Annotated in this window: 14 protein-coding genes and 2 tRNA genes; 10 read left to right on the forward strand and 6 right to left on the reverse strand. The window is 69.5% G+C overall.

What is annotated here, in order from left to right:
* Positions 1–30: 30 nt before the first annotated feature.
* Positions 31–552 carry a hypothetical protein gene (locus tag HF526_RS05575; protein ID WP_169380159.1) on the forward strand — a complete coding sequence of 174 codons (522 nt, stop codon included), beginning with the start codon at positions 31–33 and terminating at the stop codon, positions 550–552.
* 11 nt (positions 553–563) lie between these two features.
* Here the strand turns inward: HF526_RS05575 and HF526_RS05580 are convergent, their stop codons facing one another.
* The 4 genes from HF526_RS05580 to HF526_RS05595 form a co-directional block, all read right to left on the reverse strand.
* A complete protein-coding gene (locus tag HF526_RS05580) occupies positions 564–1,940 on the reverse strand; it encodes a DUF7125 family protein (RefSeq protein WP_169380160.1) in 1,377 nt (458 codons plus the stop codon).
* Positions 1,940–2,596, reverse strand: a complete 657-nt coding sequence (locus tag HF526_RS36795; protein WP_338051313.1) for a response regulator — start codon at positions 2,594–2,596, stop codon at positions 1,940–1,942. Before HF526_RS36795 ends, HF526_RS05580 begins: the two co-directional genes overlap by 1 nt.
* Positions 2,597–2,801: 205 nt before the next feature.
* On the reverse strand, positions 2,802–3,509 hold the full coding sequence (locus HF526_RS05590; protein WP_169380162.1) for a helix-turn-helix domain-containing protein: 708 nt from the start codon (positions 3,507–3,509) through the stop codon (positions 2,802–2,804).
* A gap of 127 nt (positions 3,510–3,636) precedes the next feature.
* Positions 3,637–4,239 carry an MEDS domain-containing protein gene (locus HF526_RS05595; RefSeq protein WP_169380163.1) on the reverse strand — a complete coding sequence of 201 codons (603 nt, stop codon included), beginning with the start codon at positions 4,237–4,239 and terminating at the stop codon, positions 3,637–3,639.
* Positions 4,240–4,543: 304 nt separating this feature from the next.
* On the opposite strand from HF526_RS05595, the gene HF526_RS05600 reads away from it, so the two are divergent.
* The 7 genes from HF526_RS05600 (at position 4,544) to HF526_RS05630 (ending at position 9,101) form a co-directional block, all read left to right on the forward strand.
* A complete protein-coding gene (locus HF526_RS05600; RefSeq protein ID WP_239028318.1) occupies positions 4,544–4,924 on the forward strand; it encodes an STAS domain-containing protein in 381 nt (126 codons plus the stop codon).
* Positions 4,925–5,046: 122 nt separating this feature from the next.
* A complete protein-coding gene (locus HF526_RS05605) occupies positions 5,047–5,733 on the forward strand; it encodes an MEDS domain-containing protein (RefSeq protein WP_169380165.1) in 687 nt (228 codons plus the stop codon).
* Positions 5,700–7,181 (forward strand): ferritin family protein, encoded by a 1,482-nt coding sequence (locus HF526_RS05610; RefSeq protein ID WP_169380166.1) that lies wholly within the window; start codon positions 5,700–5,702, stop codon positions 7,179–7,181. Before HF526_RS05605 ends, HF526_RS05610 begins: the two co-directional genes overlap by 34 nt.
* 10 nt (positions 7,182–7,191) lie before the next feature.
* A complete protein-coding gene (locus HF526_RS05615) occupies positions 7,192–7,428 on the forward strand; it encodes a hypothetical protein (protein WP_169380167.1) in 237 nt (78 codons plus the stop codon).
* A gap of 7 nt (positions 7,429–7,435) precedes the next feature.
* Positions 7,436–7,753, forward strand: a complete 318-nt coding sequence (locus HF526_RS05620) for a Rieske (2Fe-2S) protein (RefSeq protein ID WP_338051314.1) — start codon at positions 7,436–7,438, stop codon at positions 7,751–7,753.
* Positions 7,750–8,082, forward strand: coding sequence for an MmoB/DmpM family protein (locus HF526_RS05625; RefSeq protein WP_169380169.1), 333 nt, complete (start codon positions 7,750–7,752; stop codon positions 8,080–8,082). Before HF526_RS05620 ends, HF526_RS05625 begins: the two co-directional genes overlap by 4 nt.
* Positions 8,079–9,101 carry a ferritin family protein gene (locus HF526_RS05630; protein WP_169380170.1) on the forward strand — a complete coding sequence of 341 codons (1,023 nt, stop codon included), beginning with the start codon at positions 8,079–8,081 and terminating at the stop codon, positions 9,099–9,101. Before HF526_RS05625 ends, HF526_RS05630 begins: the two co-directional genes overlap by 4 nt.
* A 639-nt stretch (positions 9,102–9,740) precedes the next feature.
* Here HF526_RS05630 and HF526_RS05635 read toward each other — a convergent pair.
* On the reverse strand, positions 9,741–10,982 hold the full coding sequence (locus tag HF526_RS05635) for an MFS transporter (RefSeq protein ID WP_169380171.1): 1,242 nt from the start codon (positions 10,980–10,982) through the stop codon (positions 9,741–9,743).
* A 266-nt stretch (positions 10,983–11,248) separates the two neighbouring features.
* Here HF526_RS05635 and HF526_RS36800 point away from each other — a divergent pair, with 266 nt between their 5' ends.
* Complete coding sequence (locus tag HF526_RS36800) at positions 11,249–13,378, forward strand: P-loop NTPase family protein (RefSeq protein WP_338051315.1); 2,130 nt, start codon at positions 11,249–11,251, stop codon at positions 13,376–13,378.
* A 174-nt stretch (positions 13,379–13,552) separates the two neighbouring features.
* On the opposite strand, the gene HF526_RS05645 is transcribed toward HF526_RS36800, so the two are convergent.
* A tRNA-Gly gene (locus HF526_RS05645) sits at positions 13,553–13,626 on the reverse strand.
* Positions 13,627–13,752: 126 nt separating this feature from the next.
* Here HF526_RS05645 and HF526_RS05650 point away from each other — a divergent pair.
* Positions 13,753–13,829: transfer RNA gene (locus tag HF526_RS05650), tRNA-Pro, on the forward strand.
* Positions 13,830–14,968 lie beyond the last annotated feature (1,139 nt).

The raw sequence follows: 14,968 nt of genomic DNA on the forward strand, positions 1-14,968 counted from the left end.
ACGCAAGGGGCGAGGTGGGGGGATCACAGGATGTCAGCGGACGGGCAGTTCGCCGCCCACGAGGCACAGCGGCGTCGACGACCTCGGGAGAATGCCGTACGGACCCGACTGCACGGGCAGCAGGCCACCGCGGTGAACGGGCAGCCCCACATCTGCAGTGACGGCGGCGCTGACACACCGCCGCTGTGGGCCCGGGTCCGTCTCGGCGGGGCGGCGCTGGAGAGCCTCGGCCGGATCACCTACGTGATCGCCCGCAGCTGCGCGCCGGAGCCCGCGGCCCGTGCCTTCAGCCGCGCCGCCGGCGAGATCGTCGCGGACGCGATCGATCGCGGCGGGGGCACCTGGGATCTGTGGCAGGACCCCGGCGAGCTCATCTGCCAGGTCGTCCTGGGCGCTCCCGATCCGGCCAGCGGCCCACGCCATCGGCCCGGCTCGAGCGCCGGACCGACGACCGGCCCGCACCCATGGCTGCCATACAGCGCCACCCACCGCATCGACGCATACCGCACCCCGAACATGATGGCTGTCCGGATGTCCATCGACAGCCCGTGAACGGCCGACCGTCACGACGGTGACGACGTGAGGGTGATCCCCCCCGTCGAGATCTCGAATTCCCGCACCCGGACATCGTGTCCGCCGGCACGGCTTTTCAGGACCGTGAGGGTACGCGACACGGCCCGCCCAGACTCTCGGAACCGCAGGAGCACGACGTTGTCCGCCAGATGCGAGACGTTGTGCTCACTGAGGCGGGTCAGCCCGTACAACTCCGGGACCTCATAGGTCATGAGGAGACTGACACCACGGCGGGAGCATCTCTGCGTGAGCGAGTAGAGGTATTCCCGAAATCGGGTCACATCCGATGCGGCGCCCTGCAGGTCTCCCAGGCTGTCGATCAGCACCCGCCGCGCCCCGGTGGCCTCCACCAGGTCGAGAAGTTCGTACACCCACTCGTCGAGATAGAGGTCGACGGGACTGCGGTACAGCAACGTGATGCCGTCCTCGATCATCGACCAGCCGAACTGCTGCGCGGCTCGCTCCAGTTGCGCGGGGTTCTCCTGCATGGTCGCGACCAGCCCGGGGTCGCCTTCGCGGGCACCGTGGAAGACGAAACTCAGTCCCATGAGCGTCTTGCCGACTCCCGTGGGCCCGGCCAGCAGGATGGACGAGCCCGGCCAGAACCCGTCTTTCAGCATGTCGTCGAGCGCCGCGATCCCGGATCGGCAGCGCACCTCGCCGAGACTGTAGTCGGTGGCGTCACGAGGATCGGCGAGACGCGGAAAGACCGTGACCCCGCTGCTCGAGAGCCGATAAGCGTGCTTGCCCGAGAGGAAGTCACCTCCACGCAGTTTCTGGACCTGCAGAGCTCGGGCCGTCCGCTCGGCGACCCCCACGTCTCCCAAGGCGATGATCGCGTCGGCGACGGCGAACTCAGGAGCCAGGACGATCTCCTCCTCCCCGTACTCCCCGACCCACAGAGTGGTCACCGGATACGCACTGAAAAGACCGGCAAGACCGTGCAGGAATCGCCGGAAGTCGGCGTCGTCGGTCGCGTAGACACGCAGCGCCTTGAAGCTGTCGATGACGATCATCGCGGGCCGGCGCTCCCTGATGAGCCCTCGCACCCCGTCCAGAACCCGACTGAGCCCTCCTTCCTGGAGGATTACCCCGAGATCTTCGTAGAAGACACTCTTGCCGACCTCGGTAGGCTTGAAGAAGGTCAATGTCTGGCCGAAGCGAAGAAGCTTCTCGAGTGGCTCGGAGACCGTGGAGAGGTACAGCGCCGGTCGATCGGCCCGGGCGTTGGCGAACGCACATTGCTGAGCGAGGATCGTCTTCCCCGACCCGGGTAGGCCGACGATGAGAGTGATCCCGTCACGAGGCAGGCCGCCGCCCAGCACGTCGTCGAGGCGCTGGGCGCCCGTCATCATCCGGTCTGCCATCATTCCTCCACTCTTCGGCGCAGGAGCCCGCTCCGCCCCAGCAGATCCTCGATCGTCGCGACGAGCTGCAGAGATTCGAGCGGCTTATGGAGGAAGGCAGATGCTCCTGCCGCGAGCGCCTCGTCGCGCAGCTCCAGGGTGGAGATGGCCAGGATCGGCGCATCGAAGTACCGGCGCAGATACGTGCACAACTGCAGCCCCCGTCCACCGGAGATCAGCAGGTCGATCACCGCAAGGTCGGGCGCTTTCCCCTCCATCTGGACGAGAGCGTCGTCCGCGTCAGCGACGAGCACGACGTCGTAGCCCTCGGTTCGGAGGAAGTACTCGGCGAAGTCCGCCGCGAAGCGGTCCTGCTCCGCCAGCAGGATCAACAGCGTTGTGAGCTTCACAGGACGATCGATGTCGTGCAGCGCGACACCGGCATGGAGGCGCTCGCGGAGAGCACGGTGGGCGTCGGCGGGAGAGAGGCCGGCGCCGATGCTGTCGCGCAGGAACCGCAGCTGTTCCAGCTGCGGTCGTGTGTACAGCCGGTGGCCGCCCGGGCTCCGCTCGGGAACGACGACGTCGTAGCGGTCCTCCCAGGTCCGCAGTGTGGGCGCTCGGATGCCGAGCATGCGGGCGACAGCACCGATGCTGAAGACAGGTGGGTCAGGCACGTCAGCACGCCTATCTGCTGTTCACGAGCCCTTCTGACTACCGCGTGCCGGAGACCGGTGCAAGCACCCTGGCCGATCGGAGGAAGCCCCGACCGGCTCGCCGCTCGGGTGCCCGCGTCTCCCGCGGCGCCCCGGCTGCCGGGCTCAGCCGCTCGCCCCTGTCAGGCCGGGCTCCTGGGCCGGTGTGGCCGGGAGCGGTGCGTGATCAGGAGGCGCCCCCGAGCCGGACCAGGGCCTGCAGCGCGGCCTGCAGCATCACGCGGGTGTCGGGGTCGTCGAGGTCGAGGCGGGTGAGCTCACGGATGCGCTGAACGCGGTAGCGCACCGTGCTGCGGTGAACACCCAGGGCTCGTGAGGCTCCGTCGTAGTCGCAGCCACGATCGAGGTACATCGAGAGGGTCCTGACAAGCTGGGATCGCTGGCGCGAGTCGTACCCGAGAAGGACGCCGAGCCAGTCCCGGACGAACCGCGCCAACCCGCCACCGGCCTCCGCGGCCGCGAGAACGCGAGAAATTCGCTCCTCGTCGGGCGCGGTGATGCCGGACGGCCAGGCAGGACCAGGCGGCCGGTCGGCCGCGGCGAGAGCGGCGTCCAGCCCGTCGGCCACGGGCACTGTGGCACGAACCAGCGGGCATCGCAGCTGCGCGAGCATCACCGGATCGGCTCCGAACAAGGCGAGCTTGGCGTGCGGCCAGCCCCCCGCCTGCTCCAGCGCAGCGGCGAAGACGGCCACGCACCCTGGATCTCGCAGCCGCAGGCCGGACAGGTCGACCGCGACACAGCCTGCTTCCGGTAGTAACTCGACCAGCGCGCGGCGCACCGCGGGCGCGGTCTGCCAGGACAACGCGCCGCTCAGCCGTGCCACGACGTACCTGCCTCGCGGCTGGATCACCACGTCCACGGCGTCGTCCATGCTGCGCCTCGCCCTGCTCCGGTGACGCGGTCAACGGTCAACGGTCCTCGGCCGACGTCGGATCGGCCAGACCTGCTGAGAAAGTGGCGAGGCCAGGGTGGAGTGCCGAGGAAACGCCGAGGTCAACCTACTCAGGGGGTTCGGTGGGTAGCCGGGCCAGCACGTAGCCACCCATCCAGACGTCCGGGTGCGTCTTCGTCGAGGCGATGACGACGTCACCGCCGAACACCCCGAAGTCGAACATGCAGACGTCGACGTGCGGGAAGGCCTTGGCGCGCTTCGTCGCTCGGGCCTCGTAGTCCACGAGTCGGGGCCGCAAGCCGACAGACCCGATGCGCGGGTGCAGAGCGGTCATGTCGGTGATCGTGCGGGTGAAATGGTGTCCGTCCAGCGCGGCGATCGTGCCGGCCCAGACGTCGGCCGCGTGGATCAACCGGTCGACGTCGAGCGGGTCACCCGTCACCGGGTCCCACGGCCGGCTCACCTCGAACAACCGCACATCCACACCGTCCTCGGACATCACGGCGGCCAGCCGCCGGCCGTCGCGGAGACGCCCGACATAGCGGCAGGCCTCCCCGGCCTGGAGACCCTCGACGAAGAACGACAGCGCCACCCGCTCCCGCTCGTCGTCGCCCCGGACGAAGGCACACACGTGGTCATGGGTCGACAGATGCGCCCGGCCCAACGTGACCGTGCGCCGGCCGGCGACCGGCGACAGGGGAGTTCTCACACCGCCATCTCGGCGTCACCCATCTCCATCCAGGTCGTCAGCTCTCCATCCAGGTCGTCAGCGGAGACGGGACCGCACTCGACCGGCAATCCCGAGGAGCCTCCGAGTGGGCCTACCCTCCTCGCCGCACCAGCCGAGGGCAAGACCCCGGCCACGTCGGAGACCCACCTGCTCGGCAGGCCGAGAAGGGCTGGTCTGCCCGCCGGCACCCTGCGACCATGAGGCCACAAACAGATCGGCTCGGGCCGGCCGAACCCGTGTGTCACGGCCGGCTCCAGCGCCATCCCGGAGAAGGCGATCGCATATGGGCACGAACGCCAACCGGCGTGCGGGCACACCGGCAACCCTGACACTTCGACTTGATCACCTCCGGGGCGACGCGGTGATCGTCCACGCCAGCGGGCGACTGGACCGCGCGACGGCACTGCGCCTCCGACAGCTGCTCGATGATCAGCTAGCCGCAGCACCGCGGGCGATCGTGCTCGATCTCACTTCGGTGTCCGTCGTCGAGCCGGACGGGGTCGAGACCCTCGACTACGTCGCACGCCGCGCCGGCGAGGCCGACATCGGCCTGGGTCTGGTCACCGTTGACGGCGCTGTGATCCGGGCCCTCGCGACCGCCGGCGTGGACGCCCTGTTCGATGTCTACCCCAGCACCGAGGCGGCCCGGCGCGCCCTGACGTGACGCTCGGCCCCGCGACGGCCGCGGCGTAGCCGCGCCGGATGGCCTTGCGACAGCATGTTTGACCGCGAGAAATCCGCATACCCTCATCCCCGGAAGCACCCGTCGATCATGTGGGGTGTGTCGTGTCCAACGGCCTTGCCTTGGGAGTCGGGCGCATCGAAGCGACGCTGGGCGATCACATCTGTGGTGTGTACTCCAGCGAGTTCGAGCGGGACCAGGTCGTGATCCCGTTCCTCGAAGCCGGACTGGAGTCGGGTGACAAGTGCATCTGCGTCGTCGACGGGACCCCTCCGCGGGAGATCGTCGCGATCCTCGAGACCTACCTCGACGCCTCGGCGTTCGCCGCCAGCAAGCAGCTCGAGGTCATCGGCGCCGCCGACATGTACCTGCGATCCGGCCGCTTCTCCGCCGATGAGGTGATCAGCTCGTGGAAGGCCGCGATGTCCGACGTGATGTACGACGGGCGGTTCGACACCGTGCGCGCGGTGGAGACCTGGTCGCGGCGCGACGTCGTCCCCGACATGCACGAACTCCTGATGCTCGAGTCCGAGATGAACCGGTACCTGCCGCTCTACCCGCAGGTCATCGTGTGCCTGTACGACACCGACCGCTTCGGGGGCGGCATCATCATCGATCTGCTCAAGACACACCCCCGTGTGCTGGTGGGCGAGACGCTCCTCGAGAACCCCTACTACCTGACACCCGATGAGCTCCTGACGATGGCGGTGAAGCGCGAGGACGTCAGCGCGAACACCGAGAACGAGGAGGCGGCGAAGTGGTTCTCCGACGTGACGACTGGCTCGACGTAGCCCGCAAGATCGACTGGAGCCCCCGCTACGTCGACGAGCGGGAGCTCTTCCCCGAGGAGCTCAGCGGCCACCCCTGGCTGCCGCACGAGGAGTGGCGCGGCTGGAACGAGGTCTATCGCACGACTTATCGTGAGTACGTCGCGAACCAGCGCGAGAAGGACGCCGCCGTGCTCGGCGTGCGCGCCGCGCTCAGCAAGCCCCGCCTCTTCGACGAGCTCGACCCCGGGTGGGTGCAGCTGGTCAAGTTCCACAACGGCGCGATCGCCCTCGCGGAGTACGCGGGCGCGGTCGCCGAGCTGCGCATGGCCCGCTTCGGGCGCGACAGCGCCTGGCGGATGATGGCGACACTGGGGGCGCTCGACGAGATCCGCCACACCCAGATCCCGTTGCTGACCGGTCACGATCTGCTGGCCCACGACGGCAACTTCGACTGGACGCACAAGGCGTTCCACACCGACCAGTGGGTGATCCTCGCCGCGCGCCATCTGTTCGACGACATGTTCCTCGCCGCCGACGCGATCGACATGGCGATCCAGCTCAACTTCGTCTTCGAGACGGGTTTCACCAACCTCCAGTTCATGGCCATGGCGGCCATGGCGGACCGCGCCCACCACCACCTGTTCGAGAAGACCGTGGCGAGCATCCAGACCGATGAGGCCCGCCACGCCCAGATCGGCCACCCGGTCCTGCGGACACTGCTCGAGAACGGGTCCCGCGAGCGCGCCCAGTACCTCGTCGACAAGATGTGGTGGCGGTGCTGGCGGGTGTTCCTCGCGCTGACCGGAACCGCGATGGAGTACCTGACCCCGCTGGAGGCGCGAGCGCGCTCGTTCAAGGAGTTCATGAACGAGTGGGTGAACGAACAGTTCATGAAGAACCTCGCCGAGTTCGACCTCGAACAGCCCTGGTTCTGGGACCTGTTCACCGAAGAGCTCGACTACGCGCACCACAGCTTCCAGCTCGGGCTGTACACGTACCGGACCACCCTGTGGTTCGACGTCGCCATGCCCGACCGCGCCGAGCGCGAGTGGCTGAACGCCAAGTACCCCCGGTGGGAGGAGACCTACGGGCCGCTCTGGGACGATCTCGAGCGACGCTGGGCGGCCGGTGGCGAGAGCGGCACGCTGTCCTACGGGCTGCCCGCGCTCTGCAACCTCTGCCAGCTCCCGACGTTGTTCATGAGGCCCGGACGGAACACCGCATGCACCCTCGAGATGGGTGCTCGCCGCTACCTGTTCTGCTCCGAGCCCTGCCGCTGGATCTTCCAGCAGGAGACCGAGCGGTTCGCGGATCACAAGAGCGTCGTCGATCGGATCGTCGTCGGGGAGGCGCCCGGCAAGCTCACCGATCTGCACAGGTGGATGGGCCTCGAAGCACCCGTCGAGACCGGCAAGGACCTGCGCCGCGGCCTCGACCCGTGGCGCCTCGACCCCATCCCGACGGCGTGAGGGTGCATCGATGGTCGTCTACCTCTTCGGCTACGCGAGCGACGACTTCGTCGGGCGCGTGATCGTCACCCCGGACGGACGCACCGTCGCGCAACTGGCCGACCAGCTGGTGGCCTGGGGCCTGGCGCCCGAGCAGGCCGGATCTGTGACAGTGCGCAACGAGGCCGGCGACACCCTCGATCCCGCATCCACGATCGCCCGGACAGGGCTGGGAAATGGTGACATCTTCACGGTCGAGCGAGGCTGACAGCGCCGTGGCGGCGTGGCTGTTCGCCGGGACGCTGGACGACGTCTGGGAAGGCGAGATGTGCGCCGTGGACCTCGACGGCGCCGAGGTCCTGCTGTGCAACCTCGACGGGGAGTTGTTCGCCTACGAGGATCGGTGCCCCCACCTGGCGAATCCGCTCTCCCAGGGAGACCTGAGTGAAGGCGTCCTCACCTGTGCTGCCCACGAGTGGCAGTTCGACGCGCGGAGCGGACACGGGGTGAACCCCGCGAGCGTGTGCCTGCACCGCTACCCCCTGCGACTCGACGGCGACCGGATATTCGTAGGCGTTGGGGAGGACGAATGAGCGCATCCGATGGTGCCGGCGTGGGGGTGGGCCCGGTGCTGCACGCAACGCCGTTCGCGCAGGCGGTCGTCTCCGTCATCGAGGACGAGAACGAGCACGTGCTCGTCCAGGACGAGGGCGCCTACCTGCGCGTGCTGGCCCCTCGGGTCTGCCGCCTGTCGCGGGCCGGGCTCGAGGACGCCACCGGCACCGCCATCCGGTTCCCCGGTGACCTCGAGATCGTGATGTCCTCGTTCACGGGCGTCATGCAGCTGACCGATGACGGCGCCGTCTGGCGGCTCGCGAGTGAGCCATCGGTGGATCCCGCTCCGCTGGCAGGCGACCGATGACCACACCGGCTCGGCCACCGGGCCGCAAGACGTACACGCGGCTCGCGGTGGGCCGGCGCGTCCCGCTCGAGTACGAGCTGGTGAGCACCGATCTCCACTACAACTACCCGCTGCGGTTCGAGCTGCCGGCCACCAACCCCGTCGTCGCCTGGTACTACCGCCACCGGGAAGGCTCCCCCCTCCGAGCCCGCAGCTGGACGCAGTTCTCCGACCCGCGTCGCACCACCTACCGCGGCTACACCCAGCTGCAGGACGGCCGCGAGGACGTCGTCGACGGCCTCCTGCGAGAGATCGACGACACCGCTTACGACCAGGACCTCGACGACGGATGGGTGCGGTTCCTCGATCGCTGGTACTCCCCGCTGCGCTTCCCCGTGCACGGGTTGCAGATGCTGGCCGCCTACGTCGCGCAGATGGCGCCTGAATCCCGGATCACCAACTGCGCCGCGTTCCAGTCGGCAGACGAGATGCGCCGCATCCAGCGGATCGCCTACCGCACCGTGCAGCTCAGCGGTGCACCGATCGACGCCGAGACGGTGCGGCGACAGCAGGCGGCATGGGAGGACACCGCGGCGTTCCAGCCGCTGCGCGAGCTCGTCGAACGTGCGCTGATCACCTATGACTGGGGCGAGGCGTTCACGGTGACCAATGCGGTCATCAAGCCTCGCATCGACCGCCTCGTCAACCAGGAGATCGCGGGCACGCTCGCGACCGCGAACGGCGACCCGATCCTGACGAGCATCCACTTCTCGCTCGACGAGGACGCACGCTGGCATCGCGCCTGGACCGCGGCGCTGCTGCGGCACCTCATCGAGGACACGTCGGCGAACGCCGAGGTGGTCTCCGCCTGGATCGAGAAGTGGCGCCCGCTCGCATCCGAGTCGCTGGGAGCTCTCGCCGGCATCGTCGCCGAGGCGCCCGTGCCGTTCGACCCGAGCGCGGTGGCCGCCCGCATCACCGACGACGTGTCGCGGGAGATCGACGTCGTGCTGACGGCGCCGCCTCGCACGAGTGGGTAACAGACCGCAGCGCGTGCCTGCCGGCCGCCTGCGGCCGGTCCGATGATCGGAACCGGCCGCCGTTGTCGCTGGTGGACAGCGTGGAGCGGGCGACGGGAATCGAACCCGCGTAGCCAGTTTGGAAGCGAAGGGGCCACCCACTACCCCTGACCTGCGCTCACCCCACCCGGCCGCCGCTGTGCCCGGGCGCCCGCGGTTGTCCGTCAGTGACCACGAGATCGCGCCCTGTCTGGCACGCATCTGGCACGAGCGCAGGCCCCCCACACCCGTCCCGCGCTGGCGCCCCAACGACCGAGACACACGCTTTCGAGGTCTGCACCCGGTGATCGTCGATGGCCACGTGGCGGCGGATGGCTGGTCGGGCCGCCCCTGCAGTGGGATACGGCAGCCAGCGATTGCCACCGGAAGTGCAACCAGGAACGGCTCGGCGGACTGAACTGCTCAGTGGGAGCACGGGCATATCACTGGCCGCCGGAGACCGGCCTACCGGGCAAGCGCGACCTCTTCGTCCCGAGCAATCGACCGGAGGAACGGCCGGGCTGAAACGCGCAGGTCAGCGGCCAGTCGTCGTCCGTGGACGTACGCGGGACGTGCCCGCATGCCACGCCGGGATGAATCGGCACGCGTACGGCAGAGCGCTCAGGCTTCGTCGCCGGCCGGCTTCGGGCGCCGCCACCGTCGCAGCGCAGGGTGCATCCCGGCGATCACCGCCACCGCCAGCACGCACGCCAGTCCCCCGCTGACCGCCGACGCCGAGGCCGACACCAGGCTGGCGACCAGCCCGGCCCGCGCGTCCCCCAGGCCCGGCCCGCCCGCACCGACCGCGTACTCCACCGAGCTGATGCGCCCGCGGAACCCGTCCGGCGTCTCCAACTGTACGAGCGTCCCCCGGGAGATCACCGACACGGTGTCCGCAGCGCCCGCGACGGCCAGGCACACCAGCGTCGCGGCGAGGCCGTCGACCAGGCCGAACCCGGCCAGCGCCAGCCCCCAGACCCCGACCGAGCCCAACATCACCGCACCGGGCCGTGCGGCGCCGGTCACCGCGCCGGACAGCAGCCCGGACGCCGCCCCTCCGACCGCGACTGCGCTGAGGAACAGCCCGAGCGTGTGCGGGTCGCCGCCGAAGCGCTCCTGGTTGATCATCGGGAACAGTGCGATCGGCATCGCGAGGACGGTCGCGGCCAGGTCGGCGGCCAACACCCCACGCAGCGCCGGGCGCCGCCACAGGAACGCGAGCCCCTCGCCGGTCGCGCGCAGTCCCGCCCGCGCCGAACCGCCCTCGGGGCACATCGACGGCAGCCGGACCACCCCGTAGAGCGAGAGCAGGATCGCGACGGCGTCGACGGCGTAAGCCCAGCCCAGCCCCCACCGGGCCAGCACCACCCCGGCCATCGCCGGGCCGGCCAGCATCGCCACCTGAAACGCGACGTGGTCGAGCGCCACCCCCGCCGCGACCTGGGACTGCGGCAGCAGCCGGGGCACGAACGCCCGCCGCGACGCCGAGCCCAGCGCGGTGCACGACGTCTGCGCCGCAACCAGGACGAGGACCAGCGCCGCCGACCCGATCCCGGCCACCGCCTGCGCCGCCAGCAACGCCGCCGCGACCACCGCGCCGAGGCTGGTCGCCAGCACGACCCGGCGGCGATCGAACGTGTCGGCGATCGTCCCGCCGAGGAGGCCGAGCACGATCATCGGGACCGCCGTCGCCACGCCGATCGCACCGGTCCACAGCGGGCTGCGGGTCAGCTCCCACACCTGGAAGAGCACCGCGACGACGGCCATCTGCCCGCTGAACCGGATCGCCGCCGTCCCGACCCAGAGCCGGCGGAACGCCGGTGACGTCCGCAGCGGGCGGGTGTCCAGAAGCCCCGTTCGCACGATGTCTCCTCAAGAAGTGAGACCGCGGCCAGGCCCCGGCAGGTTCCTCGCCGGATCCGTCTAGGTCCACATGATCGGCACGGTAGCTGGGCGGGGCCCGATCCCGCCTTGGAATTTATGCAGCCCGCTGGTTGCTGCGGCCCGCGTAGCCGGCCCGCGCCGCCGGAGGCGCCGCCTTGATCAGGAATGAAAGGTCTGAACACCCACGCTGCGGCTGCGCCGGGGGGTGACCCCGTCAGGCCGACAGCGCCGAGGCTGAGCCGTTCGTGATCGACGGCGAGGTGATCGACGCCGAAACCGTCGACGAGCAGGGGCCGGCCCGGAGTTCTCGCGGCGAGCTGGTGCGCACCGCCGGCAGCCTGGCACGGCGGGCCCCGGTGCATCTGATCACGACCGCCCGCACCGTGGCCACGCATCAGCACACGCGAGCCGCGGTGCGCGGGGCGGGTCGTCATCTGTGGTTCCCGGTCGCCAGAGCCGGAGTGGCGGTGCGGCAGTGGCGCGACACTCACGGTGCGAGCCGCTACGAGCGGATGATGCGCCCCGCCGAGATCGCCGGAGACCGCGAAGCCGTCCTGGAGTGGGAGGCCCGCGACGTCGCGGAGAAACAGCGCCGCCATGAGCGGGTGATGGACTGGATCACCTCGCCGATCAGGCTGGTCAAGGCCGGTGCCCTCGCCATCCTCTCGTTCACCGCGCTGCTGCTCGGCCTGGGCGTCGTCCTGGCCGTCGCCGACTCCGATGTCTCTCAGGTGCTCGCGCCGATCGTCGGGGTGATCCAGGCGATCCGCTGGACGGTGTGGTTCCTCGCCGCCTACGGCGCCCTGCTGCTCCTGGCCGCGACGGCCGGCGGGGTGCTGTACCTGTGGGCACTCGGCCGCCGGCACACCGAACCCCCGGCCTGGGTCGCCCCCGTGCGTCCGGCCGAGGGCCCGGCCCGCGACGTCGTGCCGGACGAGGGCGCGATCATGGCTGCGCTGCGCAACCTCAACCTCGCTCCCCTGGACAAGAAGGTGAAGGAGGGGTGGGTCCCGCGGTGGGTGCAGGGCACCGGCCGCGACGGCAAGGGCTGGCGCACGCAGCTGGAGCTGCCGCCCGGCGTGACCGTCGAGATGATCAACTCTCGGAAGACCGTGCTGGCGCACAACCTGGTCCGGCTCCCGGTGGAGGTGTGGCCGACCGAGCCGAAGCGCCAGCCCGGCGTCCTGGACCTGTGGGTTGCCGATCAGGGGCTGCTCACCGGGCCGGTGGAGCCCTACCCGCTGCTCACCGACGGCACCACGGACTACTTCGCCGGTGTCCCGGTCGGCATCGACCAGCGCGGCAGCACCGTGACCGGCCGGTTGATGGCGTCGAACTACGGCATCGCCGGAATCATGGGCTCGGGTAAGACCTCGCTGGTCATCGAGCTGCTGTGCGGGGCGATGCTCGATCCCTTGGTGGACATCGACGTCTACGTGATGGCCTACAACGTCGACTACGACCCCATGCGGCCCCGGCTGCGGACGCTGATCAAGGGTGACGAGGACGAGCACGTGATCGCCGCGATGGAGGCGCTGCGGGAGCTGCGGACCGAGGTCACCGAGCGCGGCCGGCTCCTCGCCGAGCTGGGCGGCGAGGAAACCAAGGTCACCCGCGCGCTCGCGGAGAAGGACGCGCGGCTGCGACCGCGGGTGGTGGTGTTCGACGAGTGCCAGGAACTGTTCCGCCACGAGGAATTCGGCGACGAGGCCAAGGAACTCGCCATCAAGGTCATGATGAAGGCCCGCAAGTGCGCCATCACGCTCGTGTTCGTGACCCCGGCGCCGTCGTCGGCGAACCTGCCCCGCGACCTGGCCAAGACCACCTCGCACTCCGTGTGCTTCGCGATCGGCGACCACCAGGGCAACGACGCCATCCTCGGCACCGGCGCGCACAAGCAGGGCATCTCCGCGACCGCGCTCGTGCCGGGCGAGGACGTCGGGACCGCGATGGCCACCGGGTTCGCCGCGAGGCCCGGACTGCTGCGCACCCACCACATCCGCAAGGAGAAGGGCATCGACGAGATCACCCCGATCGTCACCCGCGCGGCCGCGCTCCGGGAGCAGGCCGGGATCACCCCGGCCCCGGCGAGGCCCGACGCCCCGGCCGCTCCGCGGGTGGACCCCCTCGCCGACATCGCCGCCGTGCTGGGCGACACCGCACGGATACGCACCCAAGAGGTCCTGCAGCGCCTGACCGAACGCCGCGCCACCGTCTACCGCGGATGGACCTTCGCGAAGCTCACCGAGGTCCTCGCCGAGGTCGGCGCCGCCCCCTACAAGTCCGGCGGACACATGGTCGTCGCCACCTCCACCGTCCACGCCGCGCTCACCGAGCGTGACCGCGACAGCGACGAGCACGAGGGGACCGAGTAGGGGGAGGCCCGGGGAGCCGGGGAGTTCTCCCCGGGCCACTCCCCACCGTCACCTCCCCGACGAGGAAGCCGCGGGGTGAGCCGCGCGGGCTGATCTGGCACGGATCTGGCACGAACGCGAACGGCGCCCCCTCCCATGATCGGGAGGGGGCGCCGTTTCCGCTGGTAAACCGGGTGGAGCGGGCGACGGGAATCGAACCCGCGTAGCCAGTTTGGAAGACTGGGGCTCTACCATTGAGCTACGCCCGCGTGGCACGGTGTTGTGCCGTGGACAGGGTAGCGGAGTCCCCCGACCGGCCGCGCGCCCAGCCCTCGGCAGCGGCCATACGGCCGGTCACACGCTACGCTCACCTGTGCACCGCCCAGGGCGGGCATCGGGGTGTGGCGCAGCTTGGTAGCGCACTCGCTTTGGGAGCGAGGGGCCGTGGGTTCAAATCCCGCCACCCCGACCAGGTCGGACAGGGTACGGACTCGTCCGTGGCCCGCGCGGACACGCGATGTGCAGCAGTGGTGGATCGCCGGTACGCATGGAGATCCGGGCTTCCTCGCGATGCGGACCCGCGCTCACGAAGGTGATCGAGCGACCTTCGGCTGTGACGTTCCCGACATCGAGCGCGTCGTCGCGAAGTCGGCGAGCCGCCGCAGCGAGGCGCTTCGGTGCCGCGTCCCGTCGTGATCAGCCCCGCTCGACGATCACGAGCGTGTTCCCATCCGGGTCCCGGAAGGTGAACATCGACAGCACGGACGGAATACGCATGACCTCGCTGAATCGTTCGGCCCCCGACGTACTGCCCGCGATCTGCGCAGGTCATCGCCGCTCCCGGAACCGGAGCCGTCCCGACTCGCGACCGACAGCGCGAAAATCGGCCGAATATTTATTCCCCTACCGGAGGGGTGGAGCGAAATAATGGGGGAAAGATCATGGATCCCGCGCCAGCACGGACCTCACATTTCCAGCGTCGAAGGCGTTCCATGAGCCGACCGGAAGACGCAGGAGTCCTAACCGGAAATCTCTCCGGATGGGGGTGCGCCACGGCGACCAAGAGGACCACCCGGCGCAGCAGCATGACAGGCACCCTTGACCTATCACTGCTGTTCAGGCACTCTTCCCTGCATCAAGAGGGCCGGAGGGTCGCGAAAGCCCTCGATGGGCCGGGCGGCCCCGTCCGCCGTCCCCCGACGGACGGCGGACCGAACGGAGGTATCCGGAAAGCGGAAACCCTCGGCAGCACAAGCGTCATACCTCGCATTAACGGGAGAGCTCACAGGCCCACCAAAACGGCGAGAAGGCAAATATCGAAGCGTTTTCCGTGGCATCGCCAGCCGATTGTCCACCCGTTTCAGACGAGCGGAACAACCGTCGGGCCAACGTTCGGACCAATTTCGATTTAATGCTTGACTTGCTGGCCCGGCCTGAAGCAGCGTTGTCCCCGGAGAAGCGCGTCTGACGCTTCTCGACAAAGGGGGATGAAATGTCGTTCAAGCTGACCGACTGGGTGAGGTCGCTCAAGAGCAGCACCGGCAAGACCGACGCCAAGTACTCCGCCAAGACCGACGCCAAGTCCTGGGGCGGCTGGGGCTGGGGCTGGGG

The sequence above is a fragment of the Pseudonocardia acidicola genome (assembly GCF_012911935.1).
In the GTDB taxonomy this organism is placed as follows: Bacteria; Actinomycetota; Actinomycetes; order Mycobacteriales; family Pseudonocardiaceae; genus Pseudonocardia; species Pseudonocardia acidicola.

Coding starts and splice junctions, on each gene's coding strand:
- HF526_RS05580 (WP_169380160.1), bottom strand. CDS start 1,940: ATGGCAGACCGGATGATGACGGGCGCCCAGCGCCTCGACGACGTGCTG.
- HF526_RS05630 (WP_169380170.1), top strand. CDS start 8,079: ATGACCACACCGGCTCGGCCACCGGGCCGCAAGACGTACACGCGGCTC.
- HF526_RS05600 (WP_239028318.1), top strand. CDS start 4,544: ATGGGCACGAACGCCAACCGGCGTGCGGGCACACCGGCAACCCTGACA.
- HF526_RS05615 (WP_169380167.1), top strand. CDS start 7,192: ATGGTCGTCTACCTCTTCGGCTACGCGAGCGACGACTTCGTCGGGCGC.
- HF526_RS05575 (WP_169380159.1), top strand. CDS start 31: ATGTCAGCGGACGGGCAGTTCGCCGCCCACGAGGCACAGCGGCGTCGA.
- HF526_RS05590 (WP_169380162.1), bottom strand. CDS start 3,509: ATGGACGACGCCGTGGACGTGGTGATCCAGCCGCGAGGCAGGTACGTC.
- HF526_RS05625 (WP_169380169.1), top strand. CDS start 7,750: ATGAGCGCATCCGATGGTGCCGGCGTGGGGGTGGGCCCGGTGCTGCAC.